The sequence below is a fragment of the Maricaulis sp. genome, assembly GCF_039978735.1.
GTDB lineage: Bacteria > Pseudomonadota > Alphaproteobacteria > Caulobacterales > Maricaulaceae > Maricaulis.
The window spans coordinates 104712-120843 of sequence record NZ_JBDWAS010000035.1 but is presented as its reverse complement, the minus strand read 5'-3'; the positions used below and the strand labels follow the sequence as shown (position 1 = coordinate 120843).

14 protein-coding genes and 1 tRNA gene are annotated in these 16132 nt (G+C 63.9%); 10 read left to right on the top strand and 5 right to left on the bottom strand.

Going from position 1 to position 16132, the window contains the following annotated elements; all coding sequences use genetic code 11:
• Positions 1–4 precede the first annotated feature (4 nt).
• Both ABJO18_RS09615 and apaG read right to left on the bottom strand, forming a co-directional pair.
• Positions 5–1459 (bottom strand): TrkH family potassium uptake protein, encoded by a 1455-nt coding sequence (locus ABJO18_RS09615; protein WP_348507041.1) that lies wholly within the window; start codon positions 1457–1459, stop codon positions 5–7.
• A 34-nt stretch (positions 1460–1493) separates the two neighbouring features.
• Positions 1494–1886: a Co2+/Mg2+ efflux protein ApaG gene (gene apaG, locus ABJO18_RS09610; protein ID WP_291883331.1), complete on the bottom strand. Its 393-nt coding sequence runs from the start codon at positions 1884–1886 to the stop codon at positions 1494–1496.
• A 160-nt stretch (positions 1887–2046) separates the two neighbouring features.
• Here apaG and ABJO18_RS09605 point away from each other — a divergent pair, with 160 nt between their 5' ends.
• Positions 2047–3060, top strand: a complete 1014-nt coding sequence (locus tag ABJO18_RS09605) for a 2'-deoxycytidine 5'-triphosphate deaminase (protein WP_348507042.1) — start codon at positions 2047–2049, stop codon at positions 3058–3060.
• Positions 3061–3157: 97 nt separating this feature from the next.
• Entirely contained in the window at positions 3158–5143 is a 1986-nt protein-coding gene (locus ABJO18_RS09600; protein ID WP_348515857.1) for a S9 family peptidase, read from the top strand.
• A 54-nt stretch (positions 5144–5197) separates the two neighbouring features.
• On the opposite strand, the gene ABJO18_RS09595 is transcribed toward ABJO18_RS09600, so the two are convergent.
• On the bottom strand, positions 5198–6547 hold the full coding sequence (locus ABJO18_RS09595) for a dicarboxylate/amino acid:cation symporter (RefSeq protein ID WP_348507044.1): 1350 nt from the start codon (positions 6545–6547) through the stop codon (positions 5198–5200).
• A 159-nt stretch (positions 6548–6706) separates the two neighbouring features.
• Here ABJO18_RS09595 and ABJO18_RS09590 point away from each other — a divergent pair, with 159 nt between their 5' ends.
• From ABJO18_RS09590 to ABJO18_RS09580, 3 genes are all read left to right on the top strand, one after another.
• A complete protein-coding gene (locus tag ABJO18_RS09590) occupies positions 6707–8203 on the top strand; it encodes a TrkH family potassium uptake protein (protein WP_348507045.1) in 1497 nt (498 codons plus the stop codon).
• Positions 8204–8280: 77 nt separating this feature from the next.
• Positions 8281–8354: transfer RNA gene (locus ABJO18_RS09585), tRNA-Gly, on the top strand.
• Between the two features lie 99 nt (positions 8355–8453).
• Positions 8454–10400 carry a prolyl oligopeptidase family serine peptidase gene (locus tag ABJO18_RS09580; RefSeq protein WP_348507046.1) on the top strand — a complete coding sequence of 649 codons (1947 nt, stop codon included), beginning with the start codon at positions 8454–8456 and terminating at the stop codon, positions 10398–10400.
• Positions 10401–10538: 138 nt separating this feature from the next.
• On the opposite strand, the gene ABJO18_RS09575 is transcribed toward ABJO18_RS09580, so the two are convergent.
• Together ABJO18_RS09575 and ABJO18_RS09570 are read right to left on the bottom strand one after the other, a co-directional pair.
• Positions 10539–12167 carry a glycosyltransferase gene (locus ABJO18_RS09575; RefSeq protein WP_348507047.1) on the bottom strand — a complete coding sequence of 543 codons (1629 nt, stop codon included), beginning with the start codon at positions 12165–12167 and terminating at the stop codon, positions 10539–10541.
• A gap of 69 nt (positions 12168–12236) precedes the next feature.
• A complete protein-coding gene (locus ABJO18_RS09570) occupies positions 12237–12725 on the bottom strand; it encodes a histidine phosphatase family protein (protein WP_348507048.1) in 489 nt (162 codons plus the stop codon).
• 127 nt (positions 12726–12852) lie between these two features.
• On the opposite strand from ABJO18_RS09570, the gene ABJO18_RS09565 reads away from it, so the two are divergent.
• The 5 genes from ABJO18_RS09565 to ABJO18_RS09545 all read left to right on the top strand — a co-directional run bounded on the left by ABJO18_RS09565 (position 12853) and on the right by ABJO18_RS09545 (position 15933).
• Positions 12853–13488: a peroxiredoxin gene (locus ABJO18_RS09565; protein WP_348507049.1), complete on the top strand. Its 636-nt coding sequence runs from the start codon at positions 12853–12855 to the stop codon at positions 13486–13488.
• 141 nt (positions 13489–13629) lie between these two features.
• Positions 13630–15054, top strand: coding sequence for an amidohydrolase family protein (locus ABJO18_RS09560; protein WP_348507050.1), 1425 nt, complete (start codon positions 13630–13632; stop codon positions 15052–15054).
• Complete coding sequence (locus tag ABJO18_RS09555) at positions 15054–15347, top strand: hypothetical protein (RefSeq protein WP_348507051.1); 294 nt, start codon at positions 15054–15056, stop codon at positions 15345–15347. Before ABJO18_RS09560 ends, ABJO18_RS09555 begins: the two co-directional genes overlap by 1 nt.
• A complete protein-coding gene (locus ABJO18_RS09550; RefSeq protein WP_348507052.1) occupies positions 15344–15736 on the top strand; it encodes a hypothetical protein in 393 nt (130 codons plus the stop codon). Before ABJO18_RS09555 ends, ABJO18_RS09550 begins: the two co-directional genes overlap by 4 nt.
• Positions 15733–15933: a helix-turn-helix transcriptional regulator gene (locus tag ABJO18_RS09545; RefSeq protein WP_348507053.1), complete on the top strand. Its 201-nt coding sequence runs from the start codon at positions 15733–15735 to the stop codon at positions 15931–15933. The genes ABJO18_RS09550 and ABJO18_RS09545 overlap by 4 nt, the downstream gene beginning before the upstream one ends.
• Positions 15934–16132: the final 199 nt, after the last annotated feature.

Sequence of the window (16132 nt, the reverse complement as noted above, 5' to 3'; positions counted from 1 at the left end):
GCTCCTAGTTCCGCCAGAAGCGCGGGCTTAGGAAGACCAGGACGGCGATCACTTCCAGCCGGCCGATGAACATGTTGAAGGTCAGGAGCCATTTCTCCGGATCGGAGAGGGGCGCGAATGTCCCTGACGGACCGATGATCGGACCCAGGCCCGGACCGGTATTGGTCAGGCTGGTCGCAGCACCCGACAGCGCCGACACCGTGTCCATCCCCATCGCCGACAACAGCGCCGCGGTGATTGCGTAGACGGCAAAGAAGACGAAGAAGAAACCGAGTACCGAGTGGAGCGTTTTTTCATCCACTATGCGGCCATTATAGTGCATCGGTATCACCGCATTGGGACGCAGAAGTTTCGCCAGATAGCGCCGCATCGCGGTGCCGGCGATCTGGTAGCGGAAGATCTTTACCGAACACGTCGTCGAGCCGGCACAGCCGCCGATGAACATGAAGACGAAGAAGGCGGCCTGCGAGATCGGCCCCCATGCGCCATAGTCCGCCGTGGCAAACCCGGTCCCCGTGATGATCGAGACCGAGTTGAAGGCCGCCTGCCGGATCGCGCCGCCTTCTTCATGCGCGCCCGTCATCCAGAGAAGGACGGTCAGGAAGGCCGTTGCGACGGTCACCACAAGCAGAAAGCCGCGCACCTGGGCGTCCCGCCACAGAGCCATGGGCTTGCCGCGGATCGCCACGATGAACAGAACGAAGGGCAGCGAGGCCAGGATCATGAAGATCGTGGTGATGATGTCCGCGCCCATGTGCACGTAATTGCCCATGGAATTGTCCGACGCCGAGAAGCCGCCCGTCGATAGCGTCGACATGGCGTGGCAGATCGCGTGCAGCCAGTCCATGCCGACCGCCATGAAGGCAAAGAAGCAGATCAGCGTCAGGATCAGGTAGATCAGCGAGATGCTGGCGGCGATCTGGGTCGCCCGCGGCAGGATCTTGTCTGACTTGTCGCCGGTCTCCAGCTGGAAGAGCTGCATGCCGCCAATACCCAGCATCGGCCAGAAGGCCATCGCCGTCACGATGATCCCGATACCGCCGATCCATTGCAGGATCGCGCGCCAGAGCAGGAGGCCTTCCGGCCGGTAGTCGAGTCCGGTGATCACGGTCGCCCCGGTCGTCGTCAGGCCCGAGACCGCCTCGAAGAAGGCGTCGGTCCAGCTCAGTCCCTCGCCGGCCAGGCGCAGCGGCAGCGCGGCACAGACGGACAGCGCCAGCCAGGCGCCGACTGTCAGCACGAAGGCCGTTCGCGGCGTGATCGAGTCGACCGGGCCGCGATTGACCAGCGCCGTGGCGCCGCCGATGAACATGCCCAGGATCGAGGAGATGAAGAAGGCGCTGGCGCTTTCCCCGTCGCCTTCGGCCGCGTCCAGCATGGCCGGGAAGACCATCGCGGCGGCCAGGACGGCGACCATGATGCCGACCATGAACAGGACCTGTCGCAGGGATGTGGTCACGGCGAACCCCAGGAAACCGGCCGGTACTGCCGCATCAGTGCAGCTGGACCCGGTCGGTCGGCCGGTCGAGCGAGAAGCCGGGGATGATCGCCGCGAAACTCTCGCCATTGCGGCGGCGCATTTCATAACTGCCCTGCATGAAGCCCGACGGCGTGCCCAGCGGTGCGCCGGACGTGTAGCGGAAGCATTCACCCGGCTCGATGACCGGCTGCTCGCCGACAACGCCTTCGCCCTGCACATGCTCGGTGCGGCCCATCGAGTCGGTGATCACCCATTTGCGGGCGAGCAGCTGCACGGCCTCATGACCGGTATTCTCGATCTCGATCGTGTAGGCCCAGACATAGCGGCCCTCATCCGGATCGGATTCGTCCTCCAGATAGTCCGGCATCACGCTGATCTTCACGCCGCTGCTCTCGTGCTCGTACATGCTGCGCTTCCGCCCTCACTGCGCAGCCTTGAGGCGCGCTCCGGCGCGCATAATCCTCTTCGCGCGGTTCCGGCTCAACCCCCACGGTCAGCGCGTCTGGACAGGGCGCGGCAGATGGGGGACATGTGGTCGTCCCCGCTCGGCAACCGCACGGACGATCATGACTGCCTCCGGAATCCTGCCCGACCACCGGCTGAAAACCCTGTTCGACACCGGCGTGATTTCCGCTGACACGCCTGCGGCAGAGGGCCAGATCCAGCCCGCCAGTATCGATCTCAGACTGGGCAGCCATGCCTGGCGCCTGCGGGCGAGCTTTCTGCCCGGGCCGGGCCGGACCGTGTCGGACCGGCTCAACGAAGACGTTGTCATGCACACGGTCGATCTGACCAATGGAGCGGTGCTGGAGACAGGCTGTGTCTATCTCGCGCCCCTGCAGGAGCGGCTGAAACTGCCGCCGGGGCTCAGCGCCGCGATGAATCCGAAAAGCTCGACCGGCCGGATCGATGTCTTCACCCGTGTGATCACCGATCATGGCGTCGCTTTCGACCAGGCGCCGGCGGATTATGACGGACCGCTCTATGCGGAGATCTGCCCCTGCACCTTTTCCATCCTTGCCCGCACAGGCGACCGGCTCAGCCAGATCCGCTTCCGCGAAGGCGCACATGTGCCGCTGCGCGATGTGACGGTCAGCGTCGACCTGGCCGGTTTCGAGGACGGGATTGTGGGCTATCGCGCGCGCCGCCATGCCGGGCTGGTCGATCTGGCGAAGATCGGCGGGCATGAGCGCACGCGGTTCTGGGAGCCGATGTACGCGCCGGACCGCCGCCTAATCCTGGATCCGGGCGAGTTCTACATCCTGGCGTCGCGCGAGGCCGTGTCGATCGGCGCGGAGGAAGCTGCGGAAATGGCCCCCATCGCCACCGAGATCGGCGAGTTCCGCGCTCACTATGCCGGCTTCTTCGATCCCGGCTTCGGCATCGCCGAGGCGGGCGGGACAGGCTCGCGCGCAGTGCTGGAAGTGCGCGGCCGCGACGTGCCCTTCATTCTCGAACACGGCCAGCCGATCGCCCGGCTGGTCTACGAGCCGATGCGCGAAGCGCCCGAAATCCCCTATGGCCGCGCGGCCTCAAACTATCAGGCCCAGGGACTGAAACTCTCGAAATTCTTCGTCTGAAGTCTTTCACGTCTTTTCTGTGCGGCTGGGAGCTTGAGTCCGGGATGCAGGTGCGCGATCCTGAGACTTCGTGAAAATCGAAAGGCTCGGAGGGGATATGCGAGACTTGATTGTGGGGGCAATGGCGCTGCTCTGCCTGAATGCGGGGGCCGAAGCGCAAGAGCAGGCACCGAGCATCGATGACTATGCGGCACTGTCGAATATGTCGTCGGTCTCAATCTCGCCTGATGGAGAACGGATCGCTTTTATCTCCGGGGAAAGCCGGGAAGAGCGCGTTGTTGTCGTTTTCAACATCGATGGGTCCGGTTCGAACGTTATCGATGCCGGGGACGATCAGGTTATCGTGGAAGTCGGCTGGGTGTCGAACGATCACCTTGTGGCGACCTATTCGGACCGGCGCAGTGTCGGTGCGATCAACCAGCGAGCGGATGTTTTTCGCCGCTTGATTGTCGATGCAGACGGCTCTGACAGCTGGGAGCTCAGCATCTACGCCAGTATTGCCAATATCAATCCGGCGGACGACGACCATTTCCTCGTCTGGATGCCTGTGGTCAGCGACCGGCGCGGGTCACGTGCGCTGGGAAATGATGTGTCAGCTGAACTCGGCCTTTTTGGCCAAAGTGTTGACCGTGAGCGGTCACGCGACCGGATATTTGTGGGAGCTGACGGGTTCAACTACTTGCTCAATGCTGATCTTGAGCCCCGAGCGCGCTATCGTCGGGATGATGCCGAGTTCGAGCTCTGGTCACGATACAACTCGGACGGTTGGGAGCTCGTCTATTCAGAGCGGTTGGAACGTGAAGACTTCAGATTCCGCGTTCGCCAGTCCGTTCGTTGGACCGGCATTATGACGGGTATGGCGGGGCTTGATGCGACGGGACGTTACGGATACTTCGCATCGCGAGGTGAGGCGGGAGACCGGTTGGCCGCCTACCGTTTCGACTTCGAAACGCGTCAAATCGAAGGCCCGATCGTCTCGTCCGACCTTGCTGATGTCTCCTCTTTCTTGCGGGATTGGCGAACGAATTCCATTATTGGCGTGCGTTGGGATGAAGAGCGGGAAAAGACCGTCTATTTTGATCCGGTCTTCCAGGGTCTTCAGTCCCAGCTTGATGAACTGTTCCCGAGGTCGAACGTCAACATCACTGATTGGGATCTCGAAATGCGCCGGGTCGTCATCTACGTATCCGGTGGCAGCACCCCGGGGGCGTACTATCTTCTCGACAGGTCTTCAAACGCGCTGAGCCTTCTGGCGCGCGAGTATCCGAACGTACCTGATGCCGCCATGGCCCCTGTCGAAATCGTACACTACCAGGGACGTGATGGTGTCGACCTGTTTGGGTATCTGACCCTGCCAATCGGTCGGGAGGCACACGATCTTCCATTCGTGATCTTGCCTCATGGCGGGCCGCAAGCGCGAGACTATTCAGACTATGACAGCTGGCGTCAGTTCCTCGCTTCGCGCGGTTATGCGGTGTTTCAGCCGCAGTTTCGCGGCTCCGACGGCTTCGGCAACGACTTTGTCGAGATGGGACATGGTCAATGGGGTCAGGCCATGCAGCACGATGTTTCCGACGCCGTGGCCTATTTGGCGGACCAAGGAACTATCGATCCGGATCGCACCTGTATCTTTGGCTGGAGCTACGGCGGCTATGCTGCGCTTGCTGGCGCAACGCTGACGCCTGAGCTGTACCGTTGTGTCATTGCCGGTGCGCCAGTCTCCGACATCCTTCAGATGATGGAGTACTCCGAAGGCCGGCTTGGCGGTGGTGCCGAGGTGTACTGGGCTGAATATATCGGCAACTACATCCAGAATCGCGATGAGGTCGAAGCCGTCTCGCCAATCAACCATGTTGATGCCATTCGGGCGCCGATCATGCTGATCCACGGTACGGACGATCTGATTGTTCCCGTGGAGCAGGCGGAGCTGATGGCTGAAGCCATGTCGGCGGCAGGCAAGCCGTATGAGTTCGTACGGATCGAGGACGGGCCGCACCAGAGCTATCGGATGACCGTGCAGAACCGTGTGGAATTATTCACGGCGCTCGAGCGTTTCCTGCTTGAGCACAATCCGCCGGACTGACGCAGCTTTATTGTGCTATTTGAGGGGCCGGACCGCTACGCGGCCGGTCCCTTTTTATGGGACCGGAGAGGCTGGCGGCGCGGATTCGGCTGACTTGGTCCCGCTTTCGAGGGCGCCGGCCAGCCAGCGGTCCATGACGACGCAGGCGACGAGATCGCCGGTGACGTTGATCGCCGTGCGGCACATGTCGAGGATGCGGTCGACGCCCAGCAGGATGGCGACGCCGGAAGCCGGAATGCCCAGCGAGTGCAGGATGCCGGCCAGGATGATGATGCCGACGCCCGGTGTCGAGGGGCTGCCGATTGAGGCCCCGACCACCGTCACCACCAGCATGACGAAACCCGGCGCGCTGAGTTCGACCTGGTAGATCTGGGCGATGAAGAGCGCGGCGATCACTTGGTAGAGCGCGGTTCCGTCCATATTCACCGTCGCGCCCAGGGGGATGACGAAGCGGGCGACGGCGGGATGGACTTTCAGTCCTTGTTCCGCGGTTTTCAGCGAGAGCGGCATGGTGGCAGCCGAGCTGGAGGTCGAGAAGGCCAGGAGCTGGGCGCTTGCAACCGTGCCGGCAAAGGCCAGCGGCGAGCGGTGGCCCAGAACCGCAACGATCAGCAGATAAACACCCAGCAGCACCAGCAGTCCGCCGACCACGCAGAGTATGTAGACCGACATGCCCAGAAGGGCGGAAATGCCGATCCGCATCACGAAGTCCGAGATGAGGCCGAACACCGCAAACGGTGCCAGCCGCATGGCCCAGCCGACAATGGTCAGCGAGGCGTCCTGCACCAGCTGGATGATCTGGATCAGCGGCGCGGCGCGGCCGATGCCGAGCGAGGCAAGGGCGGTGCCGCCGATCAGGCTGGCGACCACGATCTGGAACATGTTGGCGTTCAGCATTGCCTCGGCGAGGCTGGCGGGGATGATGTCGGCAATTGAGCCGGCCAGGGTAGGGGCCGGCGTCGCGGCCAGGTCGACATCCCCGGACGGTCCGGCGGCCGGTGCGACATCGCTCAGGCTGATGAAACTGCCGGGCTGCACCAGGGTCGCGATGGCATAACCGATCAGCACTGCGATCGTGGTCGTCATCAGGAAATAGGGGGCGATACGCCCGGCGACGCGCGCCAGCATGTTGGCGTCGCCGCTGGAGGTGATGCCCAGAACGATCGAGGTCGCGACCAGGCCGATCACCACCATCTGGATCAGGTTGAGAAAGATCTGGCCCGGTAGGCGCAGCCATTCGCCGACGACGGCAACGGTGTCGCCTGGCACGGCGAGCGGCGAGCCGAGGTCCGGCGAGAGCAGGAGACCGGTGCCGATCGCCAGCAGCATGGCCACAAGGATCTGCGCCCAGAGCTGGCTGCGCATCAGGCCGCGCACGCGGATCATGTAGAGGCGCTGGACCAAGACCGTTTCTCCCGCCTGGCTGTGTCTGCCGTTGCACCGGCCGGTTGGTAGCGGATCGGCGGGCGAATGACGATAGCGGCACTTCGTCCCGCCGTCTGTCCGCGGGCGTGCTGAATTTTGAGGTGGCAGGCCGGAATGCCTTGGGAGTAGTTTGCCGGCATGAACAACCGGTCTTCAACGGGCTCGCAGGCCGGCCGCCGGAATGCGAGCGTTCCGGGACAGGTCAATCCCGTCGTCTACATCCTCTCGCTTCTGGTCCTGGGGTTGGGGGCGACGATGGTCATCCCGCTCCTGGTCGAATGGGCAGCGCCCGACGCACATCCCACCATGTTCGCCGTGCCGATGCTGGCCGCGATGGGAACCGGTATCGTCCTGTTCGCCGCGACACGCAGCGACGCCGATCTGGAGCTGGACCATCGCCAGGCCTTCATCGTGACGGCCGGCAGCTGGACAATCCTGCCGGTCTTCGCCGCCATTCCTTTCGTGTTTGCAGGGCTGAGCTGGACCGATGCGATCTTCGAGGCCGCGTCGGGCCTGACAACGACCGGCTCGACCGTGGTGCAGGGGCTGGACGCATGGCCGGCCAGCCTTCTGCTCTGGCGCTCCTTCCTGCAATGGATCGGCGGTGTCGGGATCATCGTGACGGCGGTGGCGCTGCTGCCCTTCATGCGGGTCGGCGGCATGCAGTTGTTCAAGGCGGAAAGCTCCGACCACTCCGAGAAATTCGAGGCGCGCGCCCATGTCTTCGTGGTGCGGATCCTGGTGATTTACCTGTGCATGACAGCCGGCTGTGCGGCGCTGTACGCCGTCTTCGGGATGACCGGTTTCGACGCGATCAATCACGCGATGACGACGCTCTCCACCGGCGGCTTCTCGACCCACGACGCCAGCTTCGCCTTCTTCGAGCCGCGCGCGCTGCACGCCATCGCCATCGTCTTCATGATCGCCGGCGCGATCCCCTTTGTGGCCTACATGAAATTCCTCGACGGCCAGCGCACCATCTTCCTGCGCGACCCGCAGGTGCGCTCGCTGCTGGTGCTGCTCGCCGCCGTCTCGCTGGTCCTCGGCCTGTGGCACGCCACCCAGTCCGAGGACGGGCTGGGCCAGTCGATCATCTATGCCGCCTTCAATGTCGTGTCCGTCGTCACCACGACCGGGTTTGCCAGCACCGACTATACCGCCTGGGGAAGCGCGACGATCGCGACCTTCTTTGCGCTCACCTTCCTGGGCGGCTGTACCGGATCGACCAGCGGCGGGGTGAAGACCTATCGCATCCTGGTGCTGTTCCAGGTCGTGCGGCGTCACCTCATGCTGACCGTCATGCCATCACGGGTGGTGGCACGCACGTTTGACGGGCGGCGCCTGGAAGAGGATGCGTGGATCGGCGTGCTGGTGATGGTGGTCGTCTTCCTGGCGACCTTCCTGCTCTTCGCCTTGGGACTGGCCATGACAGGGCTGGACTTCATGACGGCCCTGTCCGGCAGCGCCACCGCGATCACCAATGTCGGCCCCGGACTGGGCGATATCATCGGGCCTGCGGGCAACTTTTCCACGCTGCCCGATACGGCAAAATGGCTGCTCTCCGCCGAGATGGTGCTGGGTCGCCTGGAAGTGCTGACCTTCCTCGTTGTGTGCCTGCCCAGCTTCTGGGACTGAAGGCTGCCAAGCACCGTTCCTGGACACTTGCGCACACCGGAAATTTCGCTGTATCCATGCGGATATCCAGCGCCCGGGCGGGTGTAGCTCAATGGTAGAGCAGAAGCTTCCCAAGCTTACGACGAGGGTTCGATTCCCTTCACCCGCTCCACTGGATTTTCTCCCGTCACCATCCGGAATTGTTGTCCTTCATCGTTGAATTTGCAGTTGAATGTCGTAGGCTGCCCCCGTTTTTCTACCGGGGGGATACATGCGGGGAATTCTGGCTGGCATTGCTGCCGCGGCAATGTCGTTCGCGAGTGCGCAAGCACAGGATCAACTGGAAAACTACGCTGCACTGCCGCGCATCTGGGCATCGGGACTATCACCGGACGGTGCTCATCTGGCGACGGGCTGCAGTCCGCGTGGCGCTCGCGAGATCTGTCTGTACGACCTGGAAGGCGATGAGCCCACGCGGCTGATTCCGGCACCGGAAGGTGGCCGTATCGTGGACTTTTTCTGGCCTGGCAACGGTCATCTCGTCTACTGGGTCGACTCTTTCCAGACGCTCAACACCAACACGGCCGGGCTCCGTGCCTTCACGACACGGCGTGCGATCTCATACAGCCTCGAGAGTGGCACGACCGCCGTTCTGCTCGGCGATTATGCGAGTGTGACGCGGCTCGACGAAGTCACCTCGTCCATGATCGATCGCGAGGACCGGGTGGCTATGGAGCTGACGCTGCGGGTCGATCAGAGGGCCCGTGCAGGGTCACGCTTCGGGGATCGCCGGACCACGGAGACCGTGGTCTATGAAGTGTCGCTCGAGAATGGCGGGTTCGAGGGGACGCTCGAGACCTCCGAGGGGTCGGTTCTCGACTTTATTCTGGACGCTCACGGCGAACCCGTTCTGGAAGTCCGGCATGACGATGACACAGGGCGCTACGCTATCCATCGTGTCGTGCGGGGGCGGCCCGAGATCTTTTCGGGCGATTTCCCGATAAGACTTCCCAGGATACACGGCTTCATGGATGACGGCGCCTCTGTGGCAATTTCCTTGCCCGAACGTGGTCTTCAAAAGCTCGACATCGCGACGGGCGAGGTTTCCCGCATCGTGATGGGCGAGGTGCCGATGGAGTTGGCAAGCCCGATCGTCGACCGTCTGGACGGTGCCGTGGTCGGCTTTGCCTATCGGGACGACCTGCCGCGGCAGATGTTTCTGGACGAGCAGCTCGCCGGACTGCAGCTCGAGTTGCAGTCCATACTGACGGAGCAGTCCATCACCCTTTCCTCCTGGAATCGGGCGCGCAGCAAGCTTGTTGTTGAGGCGCGCGATGTGGGCATGCCAGCGAACTACTATCTGCTGGACATGACAACGGGTGGATTGGGATTGTTGGAAACGGAAATGACAATCGCCGAAGGAGCGAGTGTCGCATCGCGCAATCGTATCCGCTATACGGCGTCGGACGGCCTGGAGATCGAAGCCTGGCTCAGCCTGCCCCCCGGTGCGGAGACGCTGGCCGGTGATTACCCGCTTGTTGTCATGCCGCATGGTGGCCCCCAGGCGTATGACGGCGGCGAGTTCGACTGGTGGGCGGCCTATTACGCATCGCTCGGATACGCGGTGCTCCAGCCGAACTTCCGCGGATCGTCCGGACGCGGGGCCGAGTTCATCGAAGCCGGTTATGGCGGTTTCGGAACGCGCATGATCGACGACATCATCGACGGCGTACACTATCTCCAGTCCGAGGGCATTGCCCGCAAAGGCATGTATTGCGCCGCAGGCGGCAGCTATGGCGGGTATGCCGCGCTGATGACGGCGTTGAGAGACCCGGGCGGCGTGGCTTGCGTGATCAGCTATGCGGGTGTCACGCAGCCATTCGCCATGTTGAGCGATGAAGACGGAAATAGCGGCATTGTGCGTTACTGGGAGGCCTATATGGGGAGCCGCTTCGAAGACCGGGACTACCGCGCCTCCATCACGCCCACAGCGCGCGCCGGCGAGATTTCGGCTCCGGTACTCGCCCTGCACGGCCGCGAGGACACCACCGTGCCGTTCGGGCAGATGCTGGCGCTTCAGCATGCCCTGGATGGACGCTCAGATACACGTTTCGTGACGCTGGACGGCGAGAGCCATTACCTCGATACACAGGCGTCGCGAGAGACTCTGTTGAGGGAAAGTGGAGCATTCCTGAGGGAGCACCTGCCAGTCGAATAAACGGTCACCCGACGACGTCCGCATGGCTCCGTCAGATCCGCGATCTCTGTCCCATGTCAAACCCGCCAAGTTCTGCGAGGTGGACCAGAAAGATCACGGCCAGCCCGCCCATCACGACAGCAATCAGCGTCCAGGGGATCATCCGTGGGCCGCGTTCCGGTCTGACAGGTTGACCGGCTCGCCAGCGGGCGAGGAAGAAGACTGCGATACAGATCGCAAGAGCGATGAGGGTCGCGGGCAGGGAGAGGTACATGGGGTTTCCGCCAGCGAGCTGACACCGTGTTCTGTCTTTTCCCAGAGATAGGGGTTTTGCACGAGCTGCACCAGAGCGCGAACAGCAGGCACGAACTGGATTGACCAGTAGACGGGCAGCAGGGCCAGATCGGCGATCCGGACCGGCAGGCGCGCCCGGGCCATGCCTTCGATCGCGCCCATGATGCCGCCGGCATATCCCGCGCCGAGGATCGACAGGCAGGCCAGGACGGGCAGCGAAACGCCTTCTTCCACGACAGCTGCCGTCAGCGCCGCGGCGAGTGTCGGTCCGTGGATGAGCGCCGACAGGACCGCGCCGCCCAGTGTCATCACAAGCGGCAGGCTGAGGCGCCGGCGTTCCGCATCCAGTCCGAAATGAACCCCGAGCGTCTGCCAGTAGCCTTTCAGCCAGCGCGTTCTTTGCGGCGTCCAGCCGCGCAGGCCGACCGGTGCCTCTTCCAGCGTTGGCGGTGCGATGAGACCGCAACGATAGCCCAGCCGGTGCAGGCGCACGCCCAGATCGGCATCTTCGGTGACATTCCAGGCATCCCAGCCGCCGCTGCGCCGCAGGGCTTTCACGCGAAAATAATTGCTGGTTCCGCCAAGCGGCAGCGGCCAGCCGAGCCGCTGGTAGAGCGGCAGCATGACGTGAAAATGGGCGGCGTACTCCATCGCAAACTGGCGGGTCAGCCAGGTTTCACCGCGATTGTACCAGTTGAGCGGGGCCTGCAGGCACACCAGACGCGGCGGGGCGAGGCTGAAGCTCTCGGCGGCATGGCGCAGCTGGTTGGGATGCGGCCGGTCCTCGGCGTCGTGCACCGCAACGATTTCGCCGCTGCAGAAGCGCAGGGCGTAGTTCAGCGCGCGCGGCTTGGTCCGCGGGTGTCCGGCGGGCGCGATGATGACACTGAAGCGGGCGTCCGGCCGGCACCGCTCGATGGCAGCGAGCGTTTCGCCGTCATCCGCTTCCAGAACCAGACGCACCTCCAGCTTGTCGGCCGGATAGTCGATGGCCGCGAGCGTCTTGATGAGTTGGGGAATGACCGCAGCTTCGCGATAGAGGGCCACGATGATGCTGGCTTTTGGCAGGGCGTTCTCGGACAGGGCGCGACGCGGTGCATGGCGGGGCCTGTTCAGTGCGCCGGCCATGCGCAGAAGCGCCAGCGACAGGCAGGTCGGCGCCAGCACCGCCAGCAGCAGGGCCGATGTGGAGAAGGGCAATACCGGGGATGCCAGGATACTGGCCAGGACAAGACCGCAGAGCAGGCTGACCAGGTGCGGGAAGCTCCGGTTCCGGGCACTCAGCTCCGGGCAGCGGCGCGACAGGCCGCTCGCGGCTTCATCGGTCCACAACCGTGCGAGAATGGGCGGTGGCGTGTACAGCCGGGGCGCCCCGTCCGGCTTGAACGTCCTGCCCTGCCTGGGCGCCGTGTCAGGCCGGGCGCGCGATCCCGCGTCAGCGGCCTTGCGGCGTGCCGCTGTCCGGGTTTCGTCAATCCCCTGTGCGCCGTCCATGTCGCGCTCCGGTTTCACCGTCCGGAGGCATCAAAGCAGATATGCACGCAAAACGCGAGTCGTGCTAAGTCAAGCCTTGGGGTTGATCACGAAGTCGAGGCGAGGCCGCGCCAGATCGTCGTCGTCGAGCACGAAGATGCTGGCTGTCGCCGTGGGGTAGCCCAGCGGCATGCGGGCCGTCTGGCCGCTCACCTGGGCCAGCTTGTGGGCAAAGCCTCCAATGCCCGGATTGTGTCCGACCAGCAGGATGGTGCGGGCTGTGCCGAGGACCTGGCGGGTGGCGCGTTCCAGCATCTCCGTGGAGGCATGATAGAGCGCCATCGGGTCGTCCATCTGCGGCTCGCCTATCTGTGGCAGCATCTGGTCATAGGTCTGCCGTGTGCGCCAGGCCGGTGAGACGAGGGCGAGATCGACGCGGATCCCCCGTCCGGCCAGAACCTCGGCGGCCGTGGCGCTGTCTTCGCGTCCGCGCGCCGTCAGTCCGCGCTGGAAATCATCTTCCGCTTCCAGCCGGTCGACGGCCTTGGCATGGCGCATGAGGATCAGGGTGGTCGTCATCGTGTCTCGGTGCGGTCCGGGTGTTGGCGCGGATGTAGGCGTTCCGGTGGCGGTCTTGCAATCGCGTGGCCGGAAGCGCACCTAGTCCTAAGGTGTTTTTGCCGCCAATTGAACCGAGGAGGACGACATGGGTCTGCTGTTGGGTGATATCGCCCCGAATTTCGACGTCGAGACGAGTGAAGGCGCAATCAATTTCCACGACTGGATCGGCGATAACTGGGTGATCTTCTTCTCCCACCCGGCCGACTACACGCCCGTCTGCACGACCGAGCTGGGCTTCACCGCCAAGCTGAAGGACGAGTTCGCCAAGCGCAATGCCAAGGCGATCGCGCTCTCCGTCGACAGCGTCGAGGATCACAAGGGCTGGATCAAGGATATCGAGGAAACGCAGAATTGCGCGGTGAACTTCCCGATCATCGCCGACACCGAGCGCAAGGTGTCCGAGCTCTATTCGATGATCCACCCGAATGCCGACCCCAAGGTCACGGTGCGCTCGGTCTATATCATCGACCCGAACAAGAAGATCCGCGCCACCTTCACCTACCCGCCCAGCGCCGGCCGGAATTTCAACGAAGTTCTGCGTCTCATCGACAGCCTGCAGCTGACCGATGGCTACAAGGTCGCCACGCCGGTGAACTGGGAAGACGGTCAGGACGTGATCGTCGTGCCGTCGATCTCGGATGAGGAAGCCGACAAGCTCTTCCCCGCCGGCTACAACAAGATCAAGCCCTATCTGCGCGTGACCAAGCAGCCCAACAAATAGGGCTGCACGCATCGCCGACGGTTTCGAGGCGCCCGGGGGGATTCCCGGGCGCCTTTTCCCGGCCCGGCTTTGACAAGTTTCCTTGACGACAAGCTAGCTTTACAGATATGACAAGCAAGCTTTACAGTTTTGGAGATGAAGATGCGATCACTGCTAGGCCTCGGCGTTGCGCTCTGCGCGCTGACGGGACCCGTCATCGGCGACGACCTCTATTTCGGCTTCACCCGGCTCGATCCGGAGGCGCAAAGCGTCGTGGCCGACAGCTATGTCGTGGTGCGTGACGGTCTGATCCTGTCCATCGGCCAGGGCGACGCGCCCGAAGCGGCGTACGAGAACCGCCATGACATGTCCGGCCTCTACGCGCTGCCGGGCTTCATCGATGCGCACGGCCACCTCGTCGCCGGCCCCCACACGGTGGAGGTCGAGGACGGCGCGCCCGTCGTCAAGATGGACAGCATCGACGAGGTCACACGGTACAATGCGCGCATGGCGCTGGCCTTTGGCGTCACGACGGTGCGCAATCCCGGCGGCAGCACGGGGGCCGCTGCCGCTTATGACCGCAACATCGCTGACGGGCGTTGGACAGGGCCGGATGCCCTGCATGCCGGCGCAGTGATCCAGCCGCCGCCCTTCGGCGGCAGTGCGTTTGCCTATCCGGCCAGCGAGGCCGAGTGGGACGCTGAAGCTGCCCGGCAGGCTGCGGCCGGCATGACCTATTTCAAGCTTTATCACGGTCTTTCAGAAGAGGAGGTGGCGCTGGGGGTAGAGGCGGCCCACGCTCACGGGCTGCAGGCCATCGCCCATCTCGACCAGGTTAGCTGGACCCGCGCGGCCGAGCTGGGCATTGACGGCCTGCTCCATTCGCTGCCGACCAGTGCCGATCTTCTGCCGGAGGCCGAGCGGGACGCCTACACCGCCTCGCTGGGCCGCGACTCGACCCCGCTCTATCGCTGGTTCGAGCTCGCCGATCTCGACGGTCCGGAAATCACGCACATGCTGGCGACCCTGGTCGAGCACGATGTCTCGGTGGACCTCACCCTGACCGTCAATGCCATGATGACCGAGACCGATCCGGCAGCCGTCTTCTTCCCGCCCGAGGAAGCCGCCTATCTGCACCCGCAGTCGCGGGACGGGATGCTCGCCATGCTGCCGCTGTCCACCTATGGCTGGACGCCGGAAGACTTCAGCCGCGCCCGCGCGGCGATGGAGCAGGTCTACGCCTTCGCCCGGCGCGTCGATGCGGCCGGTGTCACCCTGCTGCTCGGCACTGACGGTAATGGCGGCGGCCCGGCCCTGGCGCGTGAGCTGGAATTCCATGTCCGCGCCGGCTTCTCCAACTGGGAGATACTCGAACTGGCGACGAGCCGGAATGCCGACGGTCTGGGGCTGGCCGAACAGACCGGACGGATCGCGCCGGGGCTGGAGGCCGATCTGGTCTTCCTGGCGCGCAATCCCCTCGACGATATCGGCCATGTCCGGTCGGTCGAGTGGGTCGTGACCAATGGCCAGGCTCACAGCTTTGCCGACCTTACCGCCAATCCCGCCGCCCAAAATGGAGAAAACTGATGCAGTACGACAGTGATCACACCAACGAGATGGACGACGGCATGGAGCCGGGCGGGCACGACTTGTTGACCGCCGGCCTGATGGTGGTTCTCTTTGCGGGGATCGCCTTCGCACCGGAGGCGCTGCCCGAGACGATCCGCGCCGGGCTTGAAACACTGCTGGCCCAGCTGCGCGATCTGCCGCGTGAAGCGGTCATGGTCGGCGTGCCGCTTGCGGTTTTCGCGGGTGTCGCTATCGAAAAGCTGTCGCGGGCCTTGCGCCGCGTCTCGGCAAGCAGAGGAGGCCGGGCATGACCCCCGAAATGAAGCGCTACTCCTGGCGCACCCTCGTCCTGATGCTGATCTTCACCGGTCTCCTGGTGGCGATCGACAAGACGCTGGACCCGTCGCGCAATGGCTGGCCTGCGGTGCAGGCCTGGCCGCTGGTCCTTCTCACCTGCCTGCCGCTCCTGGTCTATGGCTGGGAAGTGATCCGCTATGTCCGCTCGATCGACGAGATGCTGGCGCGCTTCCAGATCCGTGCGGCGGCGGTCGCGATGCTGGCCATGCTGCTGGCTGCCGCCGTGTTCGGTGTGGCGGAGATCTATGGCGTGATGGAACCGCTCAACATGACGATGCTGCTGCCCATCGCGGCCGTGGCGCACAGTGTGGCCATCATGATCCAGCAGGTCCGGGTGCAATGAAGAACCGGCTCAAGGAGCTTCGCGGCGAGCACGGCTGGAGCCAGCAGGCGCTGGCCGACCGGCTCGACGTGTCGCGCCAGACCGTCAACGCGCTGGAGACGGGCAAGTACGACCCCTCCCTGCCGCTCGCCTTCAAGATCGCCCGCCTGTTCGGCCGGCCGATCGAGACGATCTTTGATGATGAGGTGGAGGGCTAGCGCTGAGGACAACAAGCCGAGCGCGTTGTCATCCCGGCCGGATGCCCGGCCTCGGGCCGGGTGCAGGGCCGGGACCCATAAACACGGTCGTTGGCCACCAGCAGGCGCTGTACCACCGCCGCAAATAACTCGACGAGTGGCGAGTTTATGGGTCCCGGACTTCCGCCCCACCTTTGCGGGGCATTCATCCGGGATGACA

Excerpts from the sequence above, each read along its gene's own strand:
- apaG (WP_291883331.1), bottom strand. The coding sequence starts at position 1,886 with ATGTACGAGCACGAGAGCAGCGGCGTGAAGATCAGCGTGATGCCGGAC.
- ABJO18_RS09605 (WP_348507042.1), top strand. The coding sequence starts at position 2,047 with ATGACTGCCTCCGGAATCCTGCCCGACCACCGGCTGAAAACCCTGTTC.
- ABJO18_RS09600 (WP_348515857.1), top strand. The coding sequence starts at position 3,158 with ATGCGAGACTTGATTGTGGGGGCAATGGCGCTGCTCTGCCTGAATGCG.
- ABJO18_RS09590 (WP_348507045.1), top strand. The coding sequence starts at position 6,707 with ATGAACAACCGGTCTTCAACGGGCTCGCAGGCCGGCCGCCGGAATGCG.
- ABJO18_RS09580 (WP_348507046.1), top strand. The coding sequence starts at position 8,454 with ATGCGGGGAATTCTGGCTGGCATTGCTGCCGCGGCAATGTCGTTCGCG.
- ABJO18_RS09575 (WP_348507047.1), bottom strand. The coding sequence starts at position 12,167 with ATGGACGGCGCACAGGGGATTGACGAAACCCGGACAGCGGCACGCCGC.
- ABJO18_RS09570 (WP_348507048.1), bottom strand. The coding sequence starts at position 12,725 with ATGACGACCACCCTGATCCTCATGCGCCATGCCAAGGCCGTCGACCGG.
- ABJO18_RS09565 (WP_348507049.1), top strand. The coding sequence starts at position 12,853 with ATGGGTCTGCTGTTGGGTGATATCGCCCCGAATTTCGACGTCGAGACG.
- ABJO18_RS09560 (WP_348507050.1), top strand. The coding sequence starts at position 13,630 with ATGCGATCACTGCTAGGCCTCGGCGTTGCGCTCTGCGCGCTGACGGGA.
- ABJO18_RS09555 (WP_348507051.1), top strand. The coding sequence starts at position 15,054 with ATGCAGTACGACAGTGATCACACCAACGAGATGGACGACGGCATGGAG.
- ABJO18_RS09550 (WP_348507052.1), top strand. The coding sequence starts at position 15,344 with ATGACCCCCGAAATGAAGCGCTACTCCTGGCGCACCCTCGTCCTGATG.
- ABJO18_RS09545 (WP_348507053.1), top strand. The coding sequence starts at position 15,733 with ATGAAGAACCGGCTCAAGGAGCTTCGCGGCGAGCACGGCTGGAGCCAG.